13 protein-coding genes are annotated in these 21,546 nt (G+C 58.0%); all 13 read left to right on the forward strand.

From position 1 onward, the window contains the following. Nucleotides 1-292 precede the first annotated feature (292 nt). The 13 genes from pgaA to HU731_RS16910 all read left to right on the forward strand — a co-directional run bounded on the left by pgaA (nucleotide 293) and on the right by HU731_RS16910 (nucleotide 21,530). Nucleotides 293-2,773 carry a poly-beta-1,6 N-acetyl-D-glucosamine export porin PgaA gene (gene pgaA, locus HU731_RS16850; RefSeq protein WP_186607946.1) on the forward strand — a complete coding sequence of 827 codons (2,481 nt, stop codon included), beginning with the start codon at nucleotides 293-295 and terminating at the stop codon, nucleotides 2,771-2,773. 12 nt (nucleotides 2,774-2,785) lie between these two features. Continuing rightward, nucleotides 2,786-4,783 carry a poly-beta-1,6-N-acetyl-D-glucosamine N-deacetylase PgaB gene (gene pgaB / locus HU731_RS16855; protein WP_186607947.1) on the forward strand — a complete coding sequence of 666 codons (1,998 nt, stop codon included), beginning with the start codon at nucleotides 2,786-2,788 and terminating at the stop codon, nucleotides 4,781-4,783. Nucleotides 4,784-4,785: 2 nt separating this feature from the next. Beyond that, complete coding sequence (gene pgaC, locus HU731_RS16860) at nucleotides 4,786-6,126, forward strand: poly-beta-1,6-N-acetyl-D-glucosamine synthase (protein WP_186607948.1); 1,341 nt, start codon at nucleotides 4,786-4,788, stop codon at nucleotides 6,124-6,126. Between the two features lie 2 nt (nucleotides 6,127-6,128). Further along, nucleotides 6,129-6,605, forward strand: coding sequence for a poly-beta-1,6-N-acetyl-D-glucosamine biosynthesis protein PgaD (gene pgaD / locus HU731_RS16865; protein WP_161905186.1), 477 nt, complete (start codon nucleotides 6,129-6,131; stop codon nucleotides 6,603-6,605). 472 nt (nucleotides 6,606-7,077) lie between these two features. Beyond that, nucleotides 7,078-8,799, forward strand: a complete 1,722-nt coding sequence (locus HU731_RS16870; protein ID WP_275970797.1) for a ShlB/FhaC/HecB family hemolysin secretion/activation protein — start codon at nucleotides 7,078-7,080, stop codon at nucleotides 8,797-8,799. A gap of 30 nt (nucleotides 8,800-8,829) precedes the next feature. Continuing rightward, a complete protein-coding gene (locus HU731_RS16875; RefSeq protein WP_186607949.1) occupies nucleotides 8,830-17,115 on the forward strand; it encodes a two-partner secretion domain-containing protein in 8,286 nt (2,761 codons plus the stop codon). Further along, nucleotides 17,112-17,468, forward strand: coding sequence for a hypothetical protein (locus HU731_RS16880; RefSeq protein ID WP_073845478.1), 357 nt, complete (start codon nucleotides 17,112-17,114; stop codon nucleotides 17,466-17,468). The genes HU731_RS16875 and HU731_RS16880 overlap by 4 nt, the downstream gene beginning before the upstream one ends. Before the next feature lie 129 nt (nucleotides 17,469-17,597). Then, entirely contained in the window at nucleotides 17,598-18,266 is a 669-nt protein-coding gene (locus tag HU731_RS16885) for a hypothetical protein (RefSeq protein WP_225931478.1), read from the forward strand. Nucleotides 18,267-18,614: 348 nt separating this feature from the next. Next, entirely contained in the window at nucleotides 18,615-19,088 is a 474-nt protein-coding gene (comJ, locus tag HU731_RS16890) for a competence protein ComJ (protein ID WP_186607950.1), read from the forward strand. Nucleotides 19,089-19,206: 118 nt separating this feature from the next. After that, entirely contained in the window at nucleotides 19,207-19,614 is a 408-nt protein-coding gene (locus tag HU731_RS16895) for an Imm63 family immunity protein (RefSeq protein ID WP_186607951.1), read from the forward strand. Between the two features lie 205 nt (nucleotides 19,615-19,819). Further along, nucleotides 19,820-20,128: a hypothetical protein gene (locus HU731_RS16900; protein WP_225931482.1), complete on the forward strand. Its 309-nt coding sequence runs from the start codon at nucleotides 19,820-19,822 to the stop codon at nucleotides 20,126-20,128. 632 nt (nucleotides 20,129-20,760) lie between these two features. Then, on the forward strand, nucleotides 20,761-21,054 hold the full coding sequence (locus HU731_RS16905; RefSeq protein ID WP_186607952.1) for a hypothetical protein: 294 nt from the start codon (nucleotides 20,761-20,763) through the stop codon (nucleotides 21,052-21,054). Next, nucleotides 21,051-21,530, forward strand: a complete 480-nt coding sequence (locus HU731_RS16910; RefSeq protein WP_217894820.1) for a hypothetical protein — start codon at nucleotides 21,051-21,053, stop codon at nucleotides 21,528-21,530. The genes HU731_RS16905 and HU731_RS16910 overlap by 4 nt, the downstream gene beginning before the upstream one ends. The last annotated feature ends 16 nt before the right edge of the window (nucleotides 21,531-21,546 follow it).

The raw sequence follows: 21,546 nt of genomic DNA on the forward strand, positions 1-21,546 counted from the left end.
GCTGGCTTGCCTGCGATAGCATCGCCTCGGTCTGGCTGAATAACCGAGGTGTCTGCATCGCGGGCAAGCCCGGCTCCCACACAAACCCTGCTCCCATATTTGTTTCTGCGCATGGCAAAAAATCGCGTTCGTACAATTCTGAACAATTGTTCGAAATTGTGCTTCCCCCTACTTCCCTAAGAGATAGTTCCTCCAGGAAAGCTAGGTCGGGTCCCGAGACGCCGACACCCTGATGCGTTTCGCTCAGGATCACCTATCGTTAAGGCTTTCCGTGTGTAAGGAAGCTCACGATATGCTGCGAAACCACCCCTACAGTGCCTCCGGCCGGTTGCGTCTGCTTATCGGGGCCGCCCTGTGCAGCCAATTGCTGGTCCCAGGCCTTGCGTTTGCCGACCCAGCCTACGATGCCCTGATCATCCAGGCCCGCAACGGCCACTTCACGCCAGCGCTGACCCAACTGCGCCAACTCTCCGCCGAACGCCAGACCCCAGGCCAGGTCAGCGACCACCTGGTGATCGCCGGCTGGGCCGGGCAAGACGCAGAAGTGCTCAAGGTGTACGAAGCGCAAGGCAAGCATCGCAACCTCACCACCCAGGCACTCGCCACGGTGGCGCGCACTTATCGCAATCAAAAGCAGTGGGCTCAGGCCGAAGCGGTCTATCGCCAGGCGTTGCTGCGTGAACCCAATAACGTCGACCTGCAACTGGGCCAGGCCCTCACCCAGGCCGATGGCGGCAAAGCCAACGAGGCGGTGCAACGCCTGCGCACGCTGGTGGCGGCCCAACCCAATGACCCCAACCGCCGCATGGCCCTGGGGTATGCGCTGACACGCGCCGGTTTGAACTACGACGCACTGTTCGAGTTCGACCAAGCCTTTATCCGTGCGGGCGATAAACCCGAAGTGGCCCGCGAATACATCGTCGCCCTGCAAAAGGCGCGGCTGCCGGAGCCGGCACTGCGCCTCTCAGCCAAGCGCCCGGGGTTGGTGGACGCCGTCACCCAGCGCCGCCTCGAAGGTGACCTTGCCGCCGAGCGTGTGCGCATGGCCGAGTTCGCCACGCGCAGCGAAAAGGAACGCTACGTCATTGCTGACCGTGCTCTGCAGGACTACGACAAACTGATCAGCCGCTGGGCCCCCGACGCCACAGCCAAGGACGATGTCATCCGCTGGCGCATCGACCGCCTGGGCGCGCTCAAGGCGCGAGCACGGCATGCCGAGGTGATCCGCGATTACCAAACCCTCACCAGCGAAGGCGTGCAACTGCCCACCTACGCGTTGCGTTGGGTCGCCGGCTCTTACCTGGAACAGCGCCAGCCGGAAAAAGCCGAGCCGCTGTACCGCCAGGTACTGACCGCCCCAGACACCGACGCCAGCTATCGGGTCGATGACAGCACCGCGCTGTTCTACGCCCTGTTGGAAAGCGACAAGGTCGACGAGGCTCGCCAGGTCGCCAACAACCTGGCCAAGGAGCAAAAACCCCGCGTTGAACTCAAGGGCTTGCCCATTGGCAACCCCAATGACAACTGGATGGACGCCCAACAATTATCCGCCCAGGCCGGTACCTATGGCGGTGACCTGCCTGGCAGCGAAGCCAGCCTGGAAGCGCTGGTGGCCAAGGCCCCCGGCAACGTTGGCCTGCGCCTGGCCCAGGCCGACATGTACCGTGCCCGTGACTGGCCGCGCCGCGCCGAAGGCACGCTCAAGGAAACCGAAACCCAGGCCCCCCGCGACATCGGCCTGGAAGTCTCCCAAGCCTATACCGCCATGGACTTGCAAGAATGGCGGCAGATGGACGCGCTCACCGACGACGTGCTCGCCCGCAACCCCGACAACCGTCAGGTGCAACGCTTGAGCCGCCTGCGCGATGTGCACGACATGGCCGAGCTGCGTGTCGAGGCCTACACCGGCAAAAGCTACGGTGGCGGCAATAACAACGACGCCGGCGCCGTCTCCGGCAGCCGAGACTGGGGCATCGAAAGCGTGATCTACACGCCGCCCATCGACGAAGACTGGCGCCTGTTCGCCGGTGCCGGCTATGCCACCGCCGACTTCGAGGAAGGCACCGGCCAACATCGCTGGCAGCGTGTGGGCGTGGAGCGTCGCACCCGTGACATGACCATCGAAGCCGAAGTGTCCAACCACTCCTATGGCGACGGTTCCAAGCAAGGCGCCAGCGTGTCGATTGCCCGCGACATCAACGACCACTGGCAATACGGCGGCAGCCTCGGCTATTTGCTCAGCACCACGCCGTTGCGGGCCCTGAATGACGGCGTCACAGCCAACGGCGGCAGCGGTTTTATCCGCTGGCGCGCCAACGAAAGCCGCGAGTGGAAGCTGACCCTCAGCCCGTCCCATTTCAGCGATGGCAACGACCGCTTCGAAGCTTTGCTCACCGGTCGCGAAGGCCTCTACAGCTCGCCCCATGTGCAAGTGGACCTGGGCCTGGAAGTGGGCGCCAGCCGCAACAGCAAAGAAGACACCGTGTACTTCAACCCGAAGTCGGACTTCACGGTGTTGCCCATGATCAACGTCAATCACGTGCTCTATCACCGCTACGAAACCCAGTGGAGTCAGCAGTTCCAAATCGGCGCGGGTACCTACAGCCAGCGTGACTATTCCACCGGCGGTATCGGCCTGATTGGCTACGGCCAACGCTATCGCTGGAACGACGTACTGGAAATGGGCGCCAACCTCAGCCTGATCAGCCGACCTTATGACGGTGATCGCGAACGCGATTTGCGCCTGCTCGTCGACCTCACTTACCGTTTCTAAAAGAGCCTGACCATGACCGTCCTCAGCCGTTGCTTGTTGGTCCTTGGTGTAATGCTGGCCGCCGCCTGCGCCCAACAACCTGCGCCCTACACTCCACCCGCCGAACGGCCGATAGCGCCCAACGAAGCGCCGTGGCCGAAGAACCACTTTTTGGGCATTGCCTATCACGACGTGGAAGATCGCGACCCTGATCAAGCCGTGGTGGCGGTGCGCACCGAGCGTTTGATCGAGCAGCTGGCGTGGCTGCGGGAGAATGGCTACCAGGCGGTCAGCGTCGATCAGATTCTGGCGGCCCGGCGGGGCGGCCCGGCATTGCCACCCAAGGCGGTGATGCTCAGCTTCGATGACGGTTATTCCAGCTTCTACACCCGGGTGATGCCGATTCTGCGTGCCTATCACTGGCCGGCTCTGTTGGCTCCGGTGGGCTCCTGGATCGACACGCCGTTGAACCAACCGGTGGATTTTGCCGGTACACCACGACCACGCGGAGAATTCCTGACGTGGCAGCAGATTCGTGAAGTGTCCCAGTCTGGCCTGGTGGAAATCGCCGCCCACACCGATGCCAATCACAAGGGCATCCTGGCCAACCCCCAGGGCAACCTGGAACCGGCCGCCACCACGCGAAGCTTTGACCCCAAGACCAACGGCTACGAAAGCGAAGCGCAGTTCCAGGCGCGTATGCGGGCTGACGTCGCCGCGATTTCGAACAAAATCCGTACCGTCACCGGCAAGGCGCCGCGTGTATGGGTGTGGCCGTACGGGGCAGCCGATGGCACCTCGTTGGCGGTAGTCGGCGAGCACGGCTATGAGATGGCGCTGACCCTGGAGGACGGGCTCGACGACCTCGGCAACCTGATGAACAGCCCACGCTTTCTGGTGGCCTCCGACCCGGACGGCGAGCATTTTGCCAACAGCATGGTGGCTGTGCAGGCCAAGGCGCCGATGCGCGTGCTGCACGTAGACCTGGACAACGTGTACGACCCCGACCCGGCCCAACAGGCGCGCAACCTCGACGTTTTGGTTCAGCGCGTGGTGGACATGGGCGCCGGCACCGTCTTCCTGCAAGCCTTTGCCGACCCCAAGGGCGACGGCCTGGTGCATTCGCTGTACTTCCCCAACCGCCATCTGCCGATGCGTGCCGACCTGTTCAACCGGGTTGCCTGGCAGTTGCACACCCGCGCCCATGCCAGTGTGTACGCCTGGATGCCGGTGCTGAGTTTCGCCCTCGACCCCAATTTGCCGCGTGTCACCCGCTGGGACCCGCAAACCGGCCAGGTCGGCCCCGACCCGGATCAATACAAGCGCCTGTCGCCGTTTGATCCCAAGGTGCGGCAGATCATCGGTGAGATCTACCAAGACCTGGCGCGTGTAGGGCCGATTGACGGCATCCTTTACCACGATGACGCGGTGTTCAACGACTTCGAAGACGCCAGCCCCGCAGCGCTCAAGGCCTACGCCGCCCAAGGCTTGCCGGACAGCATCGCCGCCCTGCGGGCCGACCCTGCCGTGATGCAGCGCTGGACCCGTTTCAAAAGCCGCTACCTGATCGACTTCACCCATGAGCTCACCGCCAAGGTCCGCGCCATCCGTGGCCCGCAGGTGCTGACCGCGCGCAATATTTTCGCCGAGCCCATGCTCAACCCTGGCAGCGAAACCTGGTTCGCGCAGAACCTCGATGACTTCCTCCAGGCCTACGACTGGACCGCGCCGATGGCGATGCCGTTGATGGAAGGCCAGGAAGTGAAGACCTCCAACGCCTGGCTGGAAAAACTCATCGCCACGGTCAAGGCGCGCCCCGGCGCGATGCAAAAAACCATCTTCGAATTGCAAGCCAAAGACTGGCGCACCCCAGCCGCACCGGATATCAGCGCTGAGCAATTGGCAGAGTGGATGGGTGTACTCAAACGCCAGGGCGTCACCAGTTTCGGCTACTACCCGGACAACTTCCTGGAAAACTCCCCGGACTTGAAGACCATTCGTCCGGCCCTCTCCAACCAATGGAACCCTTGATCATGGTTGACAGAATCCTGGCTCTATTCGTGTTGGCACTGGTACTGGGCTTGCCCCTGGGCCTGATCTTCCTGGTGACCGGGCAGTTCCTGATGGACTTCGTGTTCTTCTACCCGTTGTTCATGTCGGCGCTGTGGATCGCCGGTGGCCTTTACTTCTGGCTGCATTGGGAACGCCACTGGCCGTGGAAAGAAGACACGCCGGCGCCGACCCTGGCCGGCGAGCCGCTGATCTCGATCATCATCCCTTGCTACAACGAGGGCGATAACGTCGCCGACACCATTGATGCAGCCCTCGGCCAGGTGTACCCGAACATCGAAGTGATCGCGGTCAACGACGGCTCCAGCGACAACACCGCCGCAGTACTCGATGCCCTGGCGTTGCAACACCCGCGCTTGCGCGTTCTGCACCTGGCGCAGAACCAGGGCAAAGCCGTGGCCCTGCGCATGGGCGCCGTGGCTGCCCGCAGCGAATACCTGGTGTGCATCGACGGCGATGCTTTGCTGGATAAAAACGCGGCGGCCTATATGGTCGCACCGATGCTCGACAACCCACGCCTGGGCGCCGTGACCGGCAACCCGCGCATTCGTACGCGTTCGACCCTGATCGGCCGGGTGCAAGTGGGCGAGTTCTCCTCGATCATCGGTTTGATCAAGCGTACCCAGCGGGTATTCGGTCGGATCTTCACGGTCTCCGGTGTGGTGGTGGCGTTTCGCAAGAAAGCCCTGGACCGCATCGACTACTGGAGCACCGACATGATCACCGAGGACATCGATGTCAGTTGGAAGCTGCAACTCGATCACTGGGCGATCTTCTACGAGCCGCGCGCGCTGTGCTGGATCCTCATGCCCGAAACCGTCGGCGGCCTGTGGAAGCAACGCCTGCGTTGGGCCCAGGGCGGCGCCGAAGTGCTGTTCAAGAACATCCGTGGCATCTGGCAATGGCGCCACCGCTACCTGTGGCCGCTGTTGTTCGAATACTGCCTGTCCACCGGTTGGGCCTTCACCTTCCTGCTGTCGGTGATCTTCTGGGCCGTGGGTAAATTCGTCACGCTGCCGGCGGCGATCACCGTGAGCTCATTGGTGCCGCCCGCGTTCACCGGCCTGGTGCTGGCGATGGTGTGCCTGCTGCAGTTTGCGGTGAGCATCCTGATCGACCGGCGCTACGAAAAAGACCTGTGGAAAACCCTGTTCTGGACCGTTTGGTACCCGATGGTGTTCTGGCTGGTGAGCCTGCTCACCACCCTGGTCAGCTTTCCCAAGGTGTTGTTCAACCAGCATCAGAAACGCGCCCGCTGGGTCAGCCCGGACCGCGGTATCAAACCTGCACAAGAGGAGGCGTGAGCATGAAACTGGTCAGAACTCGCCAAAACACACTGATGTGGATCGTCGATGTGCTGCTGACCCTGCTGGCCTGGGGTGGGTTGGTTTGGCTGCTGGCGCGAGGCATCAGCGCCATGCTTGAAACCCATGGCGGCCCACGCATCGAGGCGCCGATCTTTGCGGCGCTCAACACCCTGCAGGTTTACCTGTGGATCGCGCTGTTCAATGCGGTAATCCTGATCAGCTGGGCGCGCTATCAGCAGCATCGCGGGCGCAAATTCGCCCAGCGCCGCGCCGAGGCCAATGCGCTGAGCGACCAGCACCTGAGTGAAAGTTTCAACTTGGGCGATGGCGACCTCGAACAACTGCGCCGCCCTGGCGTGCTGGTGATCCACAACGATGAAGAGGGCGGCGTCGAAGAAGTGAAATCCCACGTCTCCCGCGACGTCGAACGCCCCGGCTTGACCCTGGTACCCGACAAAGACAAAGGCATCGGCTAAACCTTTGTAGGAGCGAGCTTGCTCGCGAGAAACCCGTAGGCGCCGCGTTTTTTAAGAAGTACGCGTTATCGTTGACGTTTTTCGCGAGCAAGCTCGCTCCTACAGAGGGAAAGGCCATCAGCCCATCGATGGCAGTGGTTCAACACGTTTACTGGAATTCCGATAAATGGGATCCAATTCACAAAACCCCCGCGAACTTTTCCCCCTTCTCCGGTACTAACCTAACTCGACGAACACATGATGGCTAAGTAATGGCAGTCAGAAAGTCATTCGTCGAATCGCCATCAAAACAGTTGCCGCTTGTCGGAATAATCACTGCAAGTGTCCGACTTAAACTCTTTTGATGAAAAATTATTATTAATAATCAACAGGTTAGAAAACTAATCAGTCGAGCGGCCCCACTTCGCCCGTTTCTAGGCGAGCTGGAAGTTCGATGTTAGTTTCGCGGCCCTTGATTTTCGATGGATCGAACATGTCTTCGTTATTGCCATGGACACGGTTATTGCTCTGCACCTTCCTGCTCACTTGCATGGGCCTGAACAGTGCATCCGCCGCCCCCACGCCTGGCGATCAGGACTTGATCCGCGACCGGCAGAACCGCCTGCTTGAAGAGCAACAGCGGCGCCTGCAGGAACTCCAAGACTTGCCCGGCAAAGCGGACAAGCCCCAAGCCCCGGCAGCCCCGGCCGACACCCGTTGCTTCCCGATCAAAACCATCGAACTCAAAGGCGCCGACAGCCTGCCGGCGCCCGACCGCGAGCGCTTGCTCAAGCCCTACATCGGCCAGTGCCTGGGCGTGTCCCAGCTGAACGACCTGCTCAAAACCATCACCGACTACTACCTCGGCAAAGGCCGCGTCACCAGCCGTGCCTACCTGCCGCAGCAAGACCTCTCCACCGGCCATCTGCAAGTGCTGGTGGTGGAAGGCAAGCTCGAAGCCCTGCGCAGCGCCGAAGGCAGCACGGTGACCGACCGCGAACTGGCCATGGCCTTTCCCGGCAAAGTCGGCGAAGCGCTGAACCTGCGTGAAATCGAGCAACTGGTGGACCAGCTCAACCGCCTGCCGTCCAAACAGGCGCAGATGGAACTCACCCCCGGCCAGCAAGTGGGCGGCAGCGACGTGGTGGTCAAGAACACCGCGCAAAAGCCCTGGCGCGCCAGCCTGTCGCGCAACAACGACGGGCAAAAAAGCACTGGCGAACAGCAATGGGGCGCGGGTCTGGAGTGGGACAGCCCACTCGGCCTGGGCGACCAACTGATGCTGCGTGGCGGCCACGACGCCATCAGTGACCACCAGAAAACTTCGAAAAACACCATGCTCTACTACAACCTGCCCTGGGGCTGGTGGAACTTCAGCTACACCTACAGCGAAAGCGACTACCGCACCTACGGCGTCACCGACGGCTTCAAATACAAGCAGGACGGCGACAACCAGAACCACCAACTGCGCGCCGAGCGGGTGATCCACCGCGATGACGTCAGCAAGACCTCGGTCAACGTCGGCCTGGCGCACCTGCGCACCAACAACTACATCCTCGACGTGCGCACCGCGCCCAGCAGCAACCGCCTCAGCGAACTGCAACTGGGCGTCAACCACGGTCGGCGCATCGGCAGCGCCTTCGTCAACCTGGACCTGGGCATGCAAAGCGGCATCGGCCTGCTCGACGCCCAGGCCCAAGACGAGCGTGACCCAGCAGGCCGTCGCCAGCCGAACGCGCGCTACCGCAAATACACCGCCACCGTCAGCTACCTGCAACCCTTCAGCCTGTGGGGTGAGTCGTTCAGCTTCAGCAGTTTGGCCACCGGCCAACGCAGCGAAGACCCGCTGTTTTCGCCGCAGCGCATGAGCCTCGGCGGCTCGGCCTCGGTGCGCGGTTTCAAGGACCAATTGCTCACCGGCGACAGCGGCGGCTACTGGCGCAACGAAGTGCGCTGGGCGCGCCCGGTGACCCTGGACTGGATGCGCCCGGCCTTTGCCGAGTACGGCGCCAGTGTCGGCTACGACCAGGGCGTGATCCGCAACGACCGCTACAACGGCAACGTTCATGGCCGGGTGTCCAGCAACTCCCTGGAGCTGTTCGCCCGTGGCAAACACGTCAGCACCAGCATGACCTTTGCCCATTCGTTAGAAAGACCCGGTGTGGTTACCGAGCGCGAAGCGCCGATCTACTTTCGCATGGATTTCTTCCTGTAATTCAACGCCCCGCTGCATGAGAGCCTGACAATGGATGTTCGCCAATTCGCCTTCCTGGCCCGCCAACCTTCTGCCGCCCTGAAGCGCCGGGACGCGTTCTTCGGCCTGCCCAAGCGCGGGCTGGCGTTGATCCTTGCCAACGCACTGTTCTGGCAGCCGCTGCTGGCCCAGGCCGAGGGCATTGTGGTCAGTGCGCCGGGCACCACCGTGGGCGCGGCGGGCAATGGCGTGCCGGTGGTAAACATCGCTACCCCCAATGGCGCGGGCCTGTCCCATAACCAGTTCAAGGACTACAACGTCGGCCCCAACGGCGTGATTCTCAACAATGGCAACGGCGCCATGGTCAACACCCAACTGGGCGGGATCATTGTCGGCAACCCCAACCTCAAGGGCGGCGCGGCGAACGTCATCCTCAACGAAGTCAACGGCGGCAGCCCCAGCCAGTTGCGTGGCTATACCGAAGTGGCGGGGCAGTCGGCCAAGGTCATCGTGGCCAACCCGTACGGCGTGACGTGCAGCGGTTGCGGCTTTATCAACACCCCCAACGTCACCCTCACCACCGGCAAACCGGTACTCGACGCCAGCGGTCAGTTGCAGCGTTATGAAGTGGATGGCGGCGCCGTGACCATCGACGGCGAAGGCTTGAACGCCAGTAACGTCGAACGTTTCGACATCATCACCCGCTCGGCCAAGATCAACGCACAAATCAACGCCCGCGAACTCAACGTGATCGCCGGGCGCAACGATGTCGACGCACAAAGCCTGAAAACCACCGCCCGCGCCGATGACGGCAGCGCCAAGCCCGAGCTGGCGATCGACTCCTCGGCCCTGGGCGGCATGTATGCCGGCGCAATCAAGCTGGTGGGCACCGAAGCCGGTGTGGGCGTGAAGCTCGACGGCACCCTGGCCGCCAGTGGCGGTGATATTCAGCTCGACGCCAACGGGCGCCTGAGCATGGCGCAGGCGGCGGCCACCGGTAACGTCAAGGTCACCGCGCAAAACGTCGACCTCACCGACAAGGTCTACGCCAACGGCAGCGTGCAGGTCACCAGCGCCCAGGCCCTGGTCAACCGCAAGAGCATTGCCGCTGGCCAGCGCATCGAGATCAATGCGGCCAGCGTGAACAACCCCGGCATCATCGAAGCCGGCGTCGCCGCCGATAACAGCCGCAACACCACGGGCGATCTGGTGGTAAACGCGCAAACCGTCACCACCAACGGTAACCTGTTGGCCAGCCGCGCCCTGGCGATCACTGCCGCACAAGCGCTGACCAACCAGGGCGCGATCATCCAGGCCAAGGCCGTCGAGGTCAGCAGCGCCAAACTCACTAACCAGGGCGCCAGCGCTCGCCTGTTTGGCGAGCAGAGCCTGGCGATCAACTCGCCGGCCATCGTCAACCTCGGCGGCTTGATCCGCTTCGGCGAAGGCCAGGCCGCCACGCTCAACAGCGCCTCCCTGGACAACCGCCAAGGCCGTATCGAAATGGCCGGTGGCAGCCTGGTGCTCACCAGTGCCGACCTGAACAACAGCGGCGGGCAAGTCATCGCCAACGACCTGACCGTCAACGCCGGCAACCTGAACAACCAGAACGGCGTGCTGGTGGCCAAGACCGCGACCGTCACTGCCAGCAACCTTGACAACAGCCTCAAGGGTTTGATCCAGGCTGACGGTGGCGCGCTCAACCTCGCCGTAACCAACACCTTCAATAACAATCAGGGGTTCGCCCAGGCCAGCACCGACCTGAACGTCACTGCCGGCACCCTCAGCAGCAACGCAGGCGGCGTACTGAGCGCCGACACCGGCAAGCTCACCCTCACCGCCGCACAACAGCTCAACAACGCCCAGGGCCGCTTGCAGGCCGGGCAGGGCGATATCGAACTGCACGCCGCCAACCTGGATAACCAGGGCGGCACGATCGTTGGCAAGCAACTGCTGCTCGACGTGGCTGGCGGCGATATCGACAACCGCGCCGGGCGCGTGTTGGGCGACCACCTTGACGTACGCGCCTCGGGCCTCGACAACCGCAACGCCGGCCTGCTGGCCGGTGGCGCCCAGGGCGTAAGCCTACTGCTCAAAGGCCCGGGCCAGTTGCTCAACGCCCAGGGCCGTATCCAGAGCGAGGGCCTGCTGCAATTGCAAGGCGAGCGCTTGGACAACAGCGCTGGCATCCTGCTGGGCCAGACCGTCGACGTCACCGCGCAGACTTTCACCAACAGCAACAAAGGCGCGCTGGTCAGCGATGGCGGCGACGTGGTGCTCAAGGTCAGCGACCTGCTCACCAACGTCGGCGGCCAGATCGACGCAGGCGAACGCAGCGTGCTGGTCAAGCAACTCACCACCCTCAACAACGACGGCGGCACCCTGCGCGGCAAGCGCCTGGACATCGCCGCCCAGCACCTGAACAACGACAACGGCCAACTGCTGGCCGGCGCCGAAGGCCTGAGCTACAGCGGCCAGGATGTGAGCAACCGCAAGGGCCTGATCCTCAGCGGCGGCGCCCTCACCGAACTGAACACCACCCGCCTGGATAACCAGGGCGGCACCGTGCAGGGCGACAGCCTGAGCGTCACCGCCAACAGCGTCGACAACGCCAGCGGCGGCCTGATGGCCAGCCTGGTCGGCAACCTGCAACTCACCGTAGAAGCCCTGGCCAACCGTGGCGGCAAGCTGTTCGGCAAAGAACAAGTGACCGTCAGCGGCGCCAGCCTCGACAACAGCGCGGGCGGCCAGGTCAGCGGCAATCAGATCAACCTGACCTCCCGCGACACCCTCACCAACCAGGGCGGCCTGATCGAAGCCAACCAGGGCCTGACCCTCACCGGCGGCAACCTGGACAACAGCGCCAACGGCCAACTGCGTGCCCTGGGCGGCGCCAGCAGCAAGCTCAACCTCAGCGGCGCGTTGAACAACCAGAACGGCACCCTCGAATTCGGCAGCCAGGCCTTCAGCCTTGACGCCGCCAGCCTCAACAACCAGAACGGCATGCTGCAACACGCCGGCACCGGCCTGTTCCACCTCAACACCGCCAGCCTCGAAGGCAGCCAGGGCAATATCCAGGGCATGGGCAGCGCCGACTGGGCATTCGGCAAGGTCGACGGACTGGGCCGCGTGCAACTTAACGACGTGCTTACCTACAAGAGCGACCAAGGGCTGGCCCTCAAGGCCGGTGACCGCATGGCCAGCGCCAAGGGCTTGACCCTCAACGTGGCCAGCCTGGACAACGGCGGCGAACTGCTCAGCGACGGTGACATCAGCATCACCACCGGCGATATCACCAACAGCGGCCGCGTCTCGGCCCTGCAAACACTCACCGTCGCCGCCAACAACCTTAGCCAGAACGGCGGCCGCCTGGCAGCCACCAATACGCGCCTGACCCTGGGCGGCACCCTGGACAACCTCGGGTTCCTCACCGCCCGCCAGCAACTGGACATCGCCGCCGCACAAATCAACAACCGTGGCACCCTCGGTGCCCAGGGTGCAGTGAACCTCACCGCAGTCAACGGCATCACCAATGCCGCCAACACGCTGCTGTTCAGCGGCGGCGACATGACCTTGCGCAGCAATGGCTTCAGCAACAGCTATGGCGATGTCTACAGCAAAGGCAACCTGAGCTTCGCCGCCCGCGATGGCGGGCGTGCCGTGCTGTTCAGCAACCGCTCCGGCACCGTGGAAAGCGAAGGCTCAATTGGCATCAATGCAGGCTTTATCGAAAACGCCAAAGACGCATTCGAACTCGGGCAAACGCTGACCACCGGCAGCTTGAGTTGGATCTGTGGCCAGCACTGCGGCGAAAGCGACAACTGGGAACGTGGCGAGATCACCATCTACGAGACGTACCTTGAGGCGGCCACCAAGGACTCGGTAGCGGCGCGCCTGGTGGCGGGCAAAAACATGCTGCTGCAAGGCGACACTGTGCAGAACCGCTACAGCCTGATGGCCGCCAATGGCGACCTGAGCATCACTGCCGGTGACCTGCTCAACCAGGGCGCCGCCACGCGCACGGGCCAGCGCAAGCTTGTCATCGGCACGCCAGGTCACGTCTCCGACGATTTGTTTGAACGCATGCAATATGTCGATGTGCCCGCGTTCAATGCGGCCACGGCGGCCGGGAATTTCGACAAGGCGCGCTTCGAAGAACTCAAAAGCCGCTCACCCAATAGCCTGCCGTTCGCCTACGCAAGTGACGTCACCACCTGGACCAACAACAGCGGCCCTGGCTACGACGCCACCCTGCAAGCGGGCGGCACGGTCAACCTCAACGTCGCCCGCACCCTGCAAAACGGCACGCTGCACAACAACACCTTGGCCCAGTTGACCGGCACCCTCGGCGACGACCAGACCGGCATCCCCGTCGGCGGCATCAACATCAACCTGAGCAAACACACCAACGACCCAAGCGCCCAGGTGCCCGGCAGCGTCTTGCCCGTGGTAGGCGTGGCCCCAGGTGGCGGCTTCGTGCCCGTGGACTACACCGGCACCGCCTTCGCCCCGGTCGACCCCACCACTTCGCCCACCTTCCAACTGCCCAAGGGCGAGTACGGCCTGTTCGTCAAAAACGCCGACCCCACCAGCCACTACCTGATCGAGACCAACCCCGAGTTCACCTCGGTGTCGGGCTTCTTCAGCTCCGACTACATGCTCGGCAAACTCGGCTTCACCGCCGACAACGCCTGGCGCCGCCTCGGTGACGGCCAGTACGAAACCCGCCTGATCCGCGACGCCGTCCTCGCGCAAACCGGCCAGCGCTTCCTCGCCGGCGGCCTGTACAGCGACGCCGACCAGTTCCGCTACCTGATGGACAACGGCCTTGCCAGCAAAGACGCCCTGCGCCTGAGCCTGGGCGTGGCCCTCACCGACCAGCAAGTCGGCGCCCTGACCCACGACATCGTGTGGATGGAAAACCGCGTCATCGACGGCCAGACCGTCCTCGTGCCGGTGCTGTACCTGGCCCAGGCCGACTCGCGCAACGTGCGCGGCAACAGCCTCATCCAGGGCCGCGACCTCAACCTGGTCACCGGCGGCGACCTGATCAACGTCGGCACCCTGCGCGCCAGCAACAACCTCTCCGCCATCAGCAGCGGCAGTATCTACACCGGCGGCCTGGTCGAAGCCGGCAACAACCTCAACCTGCTGGCCCAAGACAGCATCCGCAACGCCATGGCCGGCGAAATCCGCGGCAAACAAGTCAGCCTCACGGCGCTCAAAGGCGACATCACCAACGAAACCACCGCCATCCAGGTACGTGACGGCGCCGGCATGCGCACCCTCACCGACACCAGCGCCGGCACCATCGTCGCCCGCGAAAACCTCGCCATCGACGCCGGCCGCGACCTCACCAACCGAGGCGCACTGGCAGCGGGCAACGACGCCAACCTCACCGCCGGCCGCGACCTCAACCTCATCGCCGCCAGCGACACCAGCGTCAAACACGAGACCCGCGACGGCGGCGAGAAATCCAGCATCACCACCGACGTCAAAAACCTCGCCGCCAGCGTCACGGCAGGCGGCAACCTCAACATGCAGGCCGGGCAAGACGTCAACATCATTGGCAGCAATGCCACCGCCGGCAAAGACCTCACCATCGCCGCCGGCCGCGACCTCAACGTCGCGTCGGTCAGCGACATGCACAACGTTGAGGGCAAGGAAAAGGACGGCAAAAAACGCATCAAGACCTCGGACGACCAGACCACTCAAGTGGCGAGCGTACTGACGGCGGGTGGGGATTTTGTCAGCCAGGCTGGGCGTGATACCACGATTGTGGCGAGCAGGATCAGCGCGGGGAATGAGGCTTATCTGTATAGCGGGGATAAGTTGAACCTGCTGGCGGCGCAGAACAGCACTTACAGCCTTTACGACATGAAGGAGAAGGGGGGCTGGGGCGCGAAGAAGACCAAACGTGATGAGGTGACCCACGTCACGAATGTGGGGACTGAGATCAAGACTGGTGGTGATCTTTCGCTGGTCAGTGGCGGTGATCAGTTGTATCAGCGGGCCAAGCTTGAGAGTGGTAAGGGCCTGGCCATCACCAGTGGCGGCGCAGTGACCTTCGAGGCGGTCAAAGACCTGCACCAGGAGAGCCACGAGAAGAGCAAGGGTGACCTGGCTTGGACCAGCGCCAAGGGCAAGGGTAATACCGACGAGACGTTGCGTCAGAGTGAGTTGGTGGCGCAGGGCGAGCTGGCAATCAAGGCCGTGGACGGCTTGAAGATTGATGTAAGGCAGGTTAACCAGAATACGGTAAGCCAGACCATCGACGCGATGGTCCAGGCGGACCCAAGCCTCGCCTGGATCAAGCAAATGGAGCAGCGTGGCGATGTTGACTGGCGCGAGGTCAAAGAGCTGCACGACAGCTTCAAATACAGTAATTCCGGCCTGGGCGCTGGCGCGCAAATTGTCATAGCGATCATTGTTACCTACTTCACGATGGGGGCAGCAAGCGGCGCAATCGCCGCCGCTGGGGCGGGCACGTCGATGGCTGGTGCGACGGCTGCTGCCACTACCGTATCTGCCGCAGGCTGGGCCAATGCTGCGGGCAGCGTTGTGCTTGCCGGTATGGCGAGTAATGGCGCTATCAGCACGATCAATAATCGTGGCAATTTAGGCGCAGTGGTCAAGGACGTAACCTCCAGCGATGCGATGCGGGGCTATGTTGTCTCGGGTGTTACTGCGGGGCTGACCGCAGGGTTCTACGACGACTGGACCAGCACGCAGACAGGCACTACTACTGCGCTGCCTAACTCGGGAGCAGTGACATCCGCGAGCCCATTGAGTACCTGGCAAGGTGTTGGTCAATTTACTGCGAATCAGGTTCTGCAAAACGGCACATCGGCCATCCTGACTAAAGCGCTGGGAGGAGAAGCCAGCCTCGGGGATGCATTGCAAAGCAGCCTTGCCAATGCATTTGCTGCCTATGGCTTCAACATGATTGGTGATGTCTCCAAGAATCGGTTCGCCGACGGCGGTATCACCAAGATTGGGCTGCATGCGTTGATGGGCGGGCTGGCAGCTGAAGCCGCTGGCGGCGATTTCCGTACTGGTGCGTTGGCAGCAGGTGTGAACGAAGCCCTGGTAGACAGCCTCGACAAACAGTACGCCAGCATGCCGGAGGATAAGAGAAAGAGCTTGCTGGTGATGAGCTCGCAGTTGATTGGTGTGCTTGCGGCGTCGGTGGACAGTGATGCTGACGGTGAGAGTTTGCAAACTGGAGCATGGGTGGCGGGCAGTTCGACACAGTACAACTACCTCAACCATGAAGAAAACCAAGAGCGCTGGGCTGCCAAGAAGAAATGCCAGGGAGGAGATAGTGCTGCGTGTGGGCGTGCTGACGCTCTGGATGCTCTAGATAAAAGTCGAGATTTGGCGCTAACCACAGCCTGCAGTGCGAATGGTGCAGGTGCTACCTGTCGTTCTTTACGGCGAGAAGCTTCGGAGGCTGCTCGAAGCCTTGTGGTTGCGAGATTTGGCCCTGAGGCTAAAGAGCAGGCTAAGCAAGTTGAGCAGAATAAAGAGCTTGCGGCGTATTCCATTGAGGCGGAGCTTCGAAGCATTAAGCAAGTAGATAGCCCGATTGCGCTTGCTCAGACAAAGCGCCTGGCTGAGCAGCTCGCTGAATTTGGTTCAGACTTCATTCCGGTTTACGGCGATGCAAAGGGCTTCTATGAGGCTGAGGATCCGTTTGACTATGCCATGGCGAGTATTGGACTCATCCCGGGCGCTGGGGATGCGGCACAAAAAGTTTTAGGTAAGGCTAAAAAGCTGTATTTGGAAGGAAAGGTTGCTGAGTCTGCGGATTTGGTAGAAGAGCTAGCAAAGAGCTTACCTTCAGGAGCAGGTCCTAAAAATCCACTTCTTGGTGATTCGCTACCCCGAAGCGGTGATCGTTTAGTTGTGAATCAAGGGCCCGTACCTACATGTGGTCACAACTCATGTGGCATGGTTTTGGATACCATGGGACATAAAGTAGACATAGGAAATCTGATTGAAAAGCTTCCACCCGGAAAAGACGGGATTTTCCCTCAGGACGTTGCGAATTTGATGAAGTCTGAGGGCGTCAACACGGCAGTTTATGCAAGCCGTAACGTTGCTGATTTGGCAAGATACACAGCAAACGGAACGCCTGTTATTGTCCAAGTGGTGGATAAAGCAGCGGGTACCGGATTTTCCCATTTTGTTGTGGTCGACGGCATTACTACCAGAAATGGCATTTCTGTCGTAGCAATTCGTGATCCTCATGGTAAGCAGTATTTTAGCCCCGCGACTACTTTTGAAAAGAATTTTTCAGGTTATGTTGTTGTTCCAAAGGATGCTCTGAAATGAAATTAAGCATTAAGTTTCCCGAGAATTTGTTAACCCACAGCCTGCTCGAGCAAAGGCTGATTCCTTGCATTTGCAAAATTGCAACGGAGTTTGAAATTGAATTTTTGGACCCTTTGCCAGAAGCTGCAGGAACCGTTCTGGAGTGGGATCGTGCAGAACTTGAAAAAAGAGCGATAGGTGGGGTAGGTGGGCAATACTCTCACTATGCACACGGTCGGGTGACGTTAAAAAAAGTTGATATTGATATCTACCAAATATTGGATCTTGAAATGTTTTATAGGCTTTTTGGATGGTGCAGCATCTTGGAAGATGGCAACTATGCGCCGCCGGGGCAGTTTTGGGATGATGAATAAGTTGAAAAGGAAAGGGGACAGATTTATTTAAATTAAAACTTGAAGGTGCACTAAATATATCGCCCTCCTTTTGTTAATAGATATACTTAATGAGCCAAATATCAGAAATATTTCTGTAAGGGTGGCACGGTGATTACCACATATAAACTCGAATTTCGACATAGGCCTAGTGTTTCAGAGTCTATCGAAGAGAGGCATAAAGATTTTTTGAGAGCTATAGGCGATTTGGGCGTTCCGTGGAATTTGAACGATGCCTTTGAAGTCCCCCCTATTGGAAGCGAGTTGGTGACCTCGGTGTCATTGGATAAGCTACTTCCAGTCGGCGTTAAAGGTCGAATTTCATATGCTCTGCGAGATCAGAAGTATCTCCAGGATGATGCGCAGTTTGATGATGCGCTATTTATTGAATTCACAGCCTCCAAAGTCGACTATTCATATTTGTTGAAGATTGTTTTTCCTGTTTATATAAAGGCGTTTGGCTCCTATCGCTCAGCTTTACATGATTGGAATGTTACGAGGAGCGATTGGCCTTTAGTGTTGGAAGCTTGTGATGCTACAAAAAAAGACGTTAACGGTAGGGATGGCGTTTTCCGTATAAATGCGGCGAATTATTTCGATAAGGAATTGTGTTTTCGCGCCTTCGGAAAAGGGCCGCTTGAACTTGTTGATTTGTTGAATGGTTATGTAGAAGAAGTGTGTGAGTTTGAAGAGGGGGTTTTGATTGTAATTAGTTATACTCCGCTTTCTGTCGACGAACTACTCAGTGCGGGTGAGCGACTAAAGAGCTTAGTGGTTTGATTTTTTTGTCTGGTCAAATTGGTTGATATATTACAGTTTTGATTGGGCTTGGTTGAGTTGGTGTAAAGGTTCTGTTTTGGTGGTTCTTTAACAAAATGGTTTCTTGTAAGTCGGTCGGGCAGTTATGAGTTAACTGCCCAGATTCTGCTTTAGATCTTCGCGTTTAATTTTCGTCCAGTAATATCCAGCAGATCACACCCGTCCCTCAGCGGGATAGCCAAAAATAGCGCAAGAACATGCAACATAATCGCACAATTGCTGATCTTCTCCCTAAATGCCAGTTATTAAATAGAACTGTCCCCTTTTCATTCGCGATGGTGAGAAGGTCGGAATTAAGGTGGTGAACTAATGGCTAGGTTTAGAGAAATTATATATTTGTCTTATTCGCAATTTTGCGTGTTTTTGAGTTCGCTTGATCAGCCGTACAATGATTGGAGTGTTCGTAGTTATGCGCAAGGATTTGCGTGGAGGTTAGGGAGTGTCTCTTTTAGAGCTTTGGTTGACGAAGGGTACCATATAATTAGCCTTTTCATTAACGAACAAGTGCCCGCTATAAGCGCAGACGTGGTTCGGGCCTTTAAAGTTCCCTTCTCGGTAATAGATAGAAATATTGAGGTTGGTAGTATTTCGAGTACGGTTCCTCTAGAACTGCCTGAAGGAGATTATTCTCTTCAGGTCGAATTTATAAGACCCTCCTCAAGTGGAGCGTATGAAATAAATGTCCATTTGAATTTAGGGGGCTGCGATTTTGAGGTGTTGAGAGCAGACGCCGAAATTGACGCGCAAGGTGAGTTTGATATCGGTGCGGTTCCTGCGGGATAAACATTCGGCGAAATGGGGCGGATTTATTTTAATTCAAGATCGCGGTAGAAAGCCTATTAAATAAACAAAATTTGTCCCCTTTATATCGAATAAGGTTATCTGAGGAGAACGAATTAGCATGGTTTCCAATATCGGTGAACTGCAGCAAACAGTGAATTTGATAGGCGATAAGTTGGGAGCGCCTAAGTCTATGCTGTTGGTCAGAGTGAGCTCACCCGAGGATGGAACTCCTCACGTGGAGTTCAAAAGTGGTGGTTTTGAATATGTTTCCTCAGAAAGGAGTTATGAGATTTTCAGAAAATACACGCGTTCGCTGGATGAACTTCTCTTTTGGATAATCAGTCGTGTAGCTTTCAATATGGCGGTAGATTACGAGCTCTCCCATCGTGTTGCCGGAAAAGACTCCAGAAGAATGATTTTTGAAAAGTACCTCTCGGAACTTAGTAGGATTAATAAGGAGTGGGGAAAAAAAGCGTCTGATGAAATCGAGGCTATACTGATCACCGCTCCATTTGTAGATAGTTGAGATCTAAGGGAATGATCAGGAAAGAGAAAAGGGGGTCCAGGGTCGGCTCTCCCCGCATGCCCTCCAAAAAAAGGAGCTGAATAATGCATTCCGTACCCCTAGAGCATGAGAAGCGAAAGTTGATTTTCTACGTGGCTCAAGACTTAGATCAGTCTATTAGATCTAATGTGCAGCAGCTCGTGAATGAGCTCGCTGCGTCAAGAATATGGAGCATTGCCCCGCCAACCTTACTGACGCGATAGACGAAGGGGGCGCGGAAGTGGTGGGTGGAATGTTGGAAATTTATTCAGCACTGCAACCGAATATACTGTCTGTTGATATGGATTCAAAAAATCTAGATGAAGTAGAAGAAATAGTCTGTGCCGTTAAAAAGTTATCGGAAAAGGAAAATATTTCCTTTGAATTTCTGTTGGATACAACTTTTGTCGGCGCCATTGATGATGGTATTGTTGATCGAGTCTTGTTGGAGGGACTGCTCGTGCCGTGGCGAAATCATATAAATGGAAAAAGTTGAGTTGGTGCCAGAGCGGAGAAGAATAAAAAAGTGAGAAAAGGGAAAGGTTTATTTAGAATTAGAGTTGAAAAACATATTAAATAAATCTGTCCCGTTTTTCACATTTTCACGGAGAGAAAACGTGAAAAAAATTAGCGTAATGGTAGTTGTATTTCTGATTGCGGGTTGCGTGCCGTCACGGTCTGCGTGGGTATCCAGTAAAGATGGATGGATAGGTACCACCTTTGAATCTCACGTATACAGCATTTGCTCGCGCACGCCCGATACATGTACTGAGCCATTTTGGTCCCCCGCTAACAAAGAAAAAACGTTCAATAGGGTAGTAAAAGAAAGCAGCGGGACGCGTTACTACATAACCTGGATTAGGAGTTGCCGCTATTCGGTGCTTGTGTCTCCGGAAAGTAGGATAGTTTCATGGGAGTATGAGACTAATAATTTAGAAAGTTGCTATTTATTTTAGGTTGATATATATAAAGAAAAGGGCGAATTTATTTAGGCTGGAGTTGGAATGCGTATTAAATAAATCTGTCCCCTTTTGTTAATCGCCTCTCTTGCTGCCCAAGCCGGGATATACCTCTGTGCCGGTAAGTGGCATTGGGGCAGGTGCAGCATTTAAAACGGATACTGGGCAAATGGGGACGAAGTTAGGTAAACATGTCAAAGACTTCGGAGGGGACCCATCCAGTGCCGCAGATCGTAAATTTGTTACAGATTTGATTAACGATATTGGGAATAACGCCACAAAGGTTATCCCTGGTACCTTCGCGGGACAGGGAGCTAATGGTGCGCTAGGCAATGTCTATTTTAGAATTAAGGGCAATGATGTCGTGGTGACCAAGCCGAATGGTACGTTTGTGACGATTTTGAAAGATGGCGTCAACCAAAATCCATCAGTAAAAAGTGCGCTGGAAGGGAAGGTTAGATGATGAAAGAGTCTTCGTTGAAGGCGTGGTTTATACTTGCCATTGGCAAAAAGCTTTTGTCGGTGGACGCACTGATTCATAAGTTAGGCTCGGTGGCGCATGGTTTTCCGCAAGAGATTAGTTTCCATTTTGAAGGAAGCATTCCTGGTCGTTTATTTTGCGATAGTGATGGGGCTTCGATAGGACTGTCCGTTGAGCCATTAACCGAATGCGATATGCAAGAGTATGGCGCGCAAGTAATTGCGTCGATGTCCGACGATGCATGCTTTAGTAATGTTATAAACAAAACGCTGTCTTCAGCTGTTCTGGTGAAATCCTCAGTGGAGGATAGGGTTGTGGGTGTTGGTTTTTCATTTGATTGTGAAGAGCGTCTTTTTATTTTGAATTTGGGAGATGAGATTTTTGTTTACAGGTCTATCCCCTCGGATGTTGTTGAGAGTGAATTTCTTGTTTTTATAGCCGTGGAGGGGGAGGACTGAAAGGTCTGGCTAATAA

Source organism: Pseudomonas salmasensis (assembly GCF_014268375.2).
In the GTDB taxonomy this organism is placed as follows: Bacteria; Pseudomonadota; Gammaproteobacteria; order Pseudomonadales; family Pseudomonadaceae; genus Aquipseudomonas; species Aquipseudomonas salmasensis.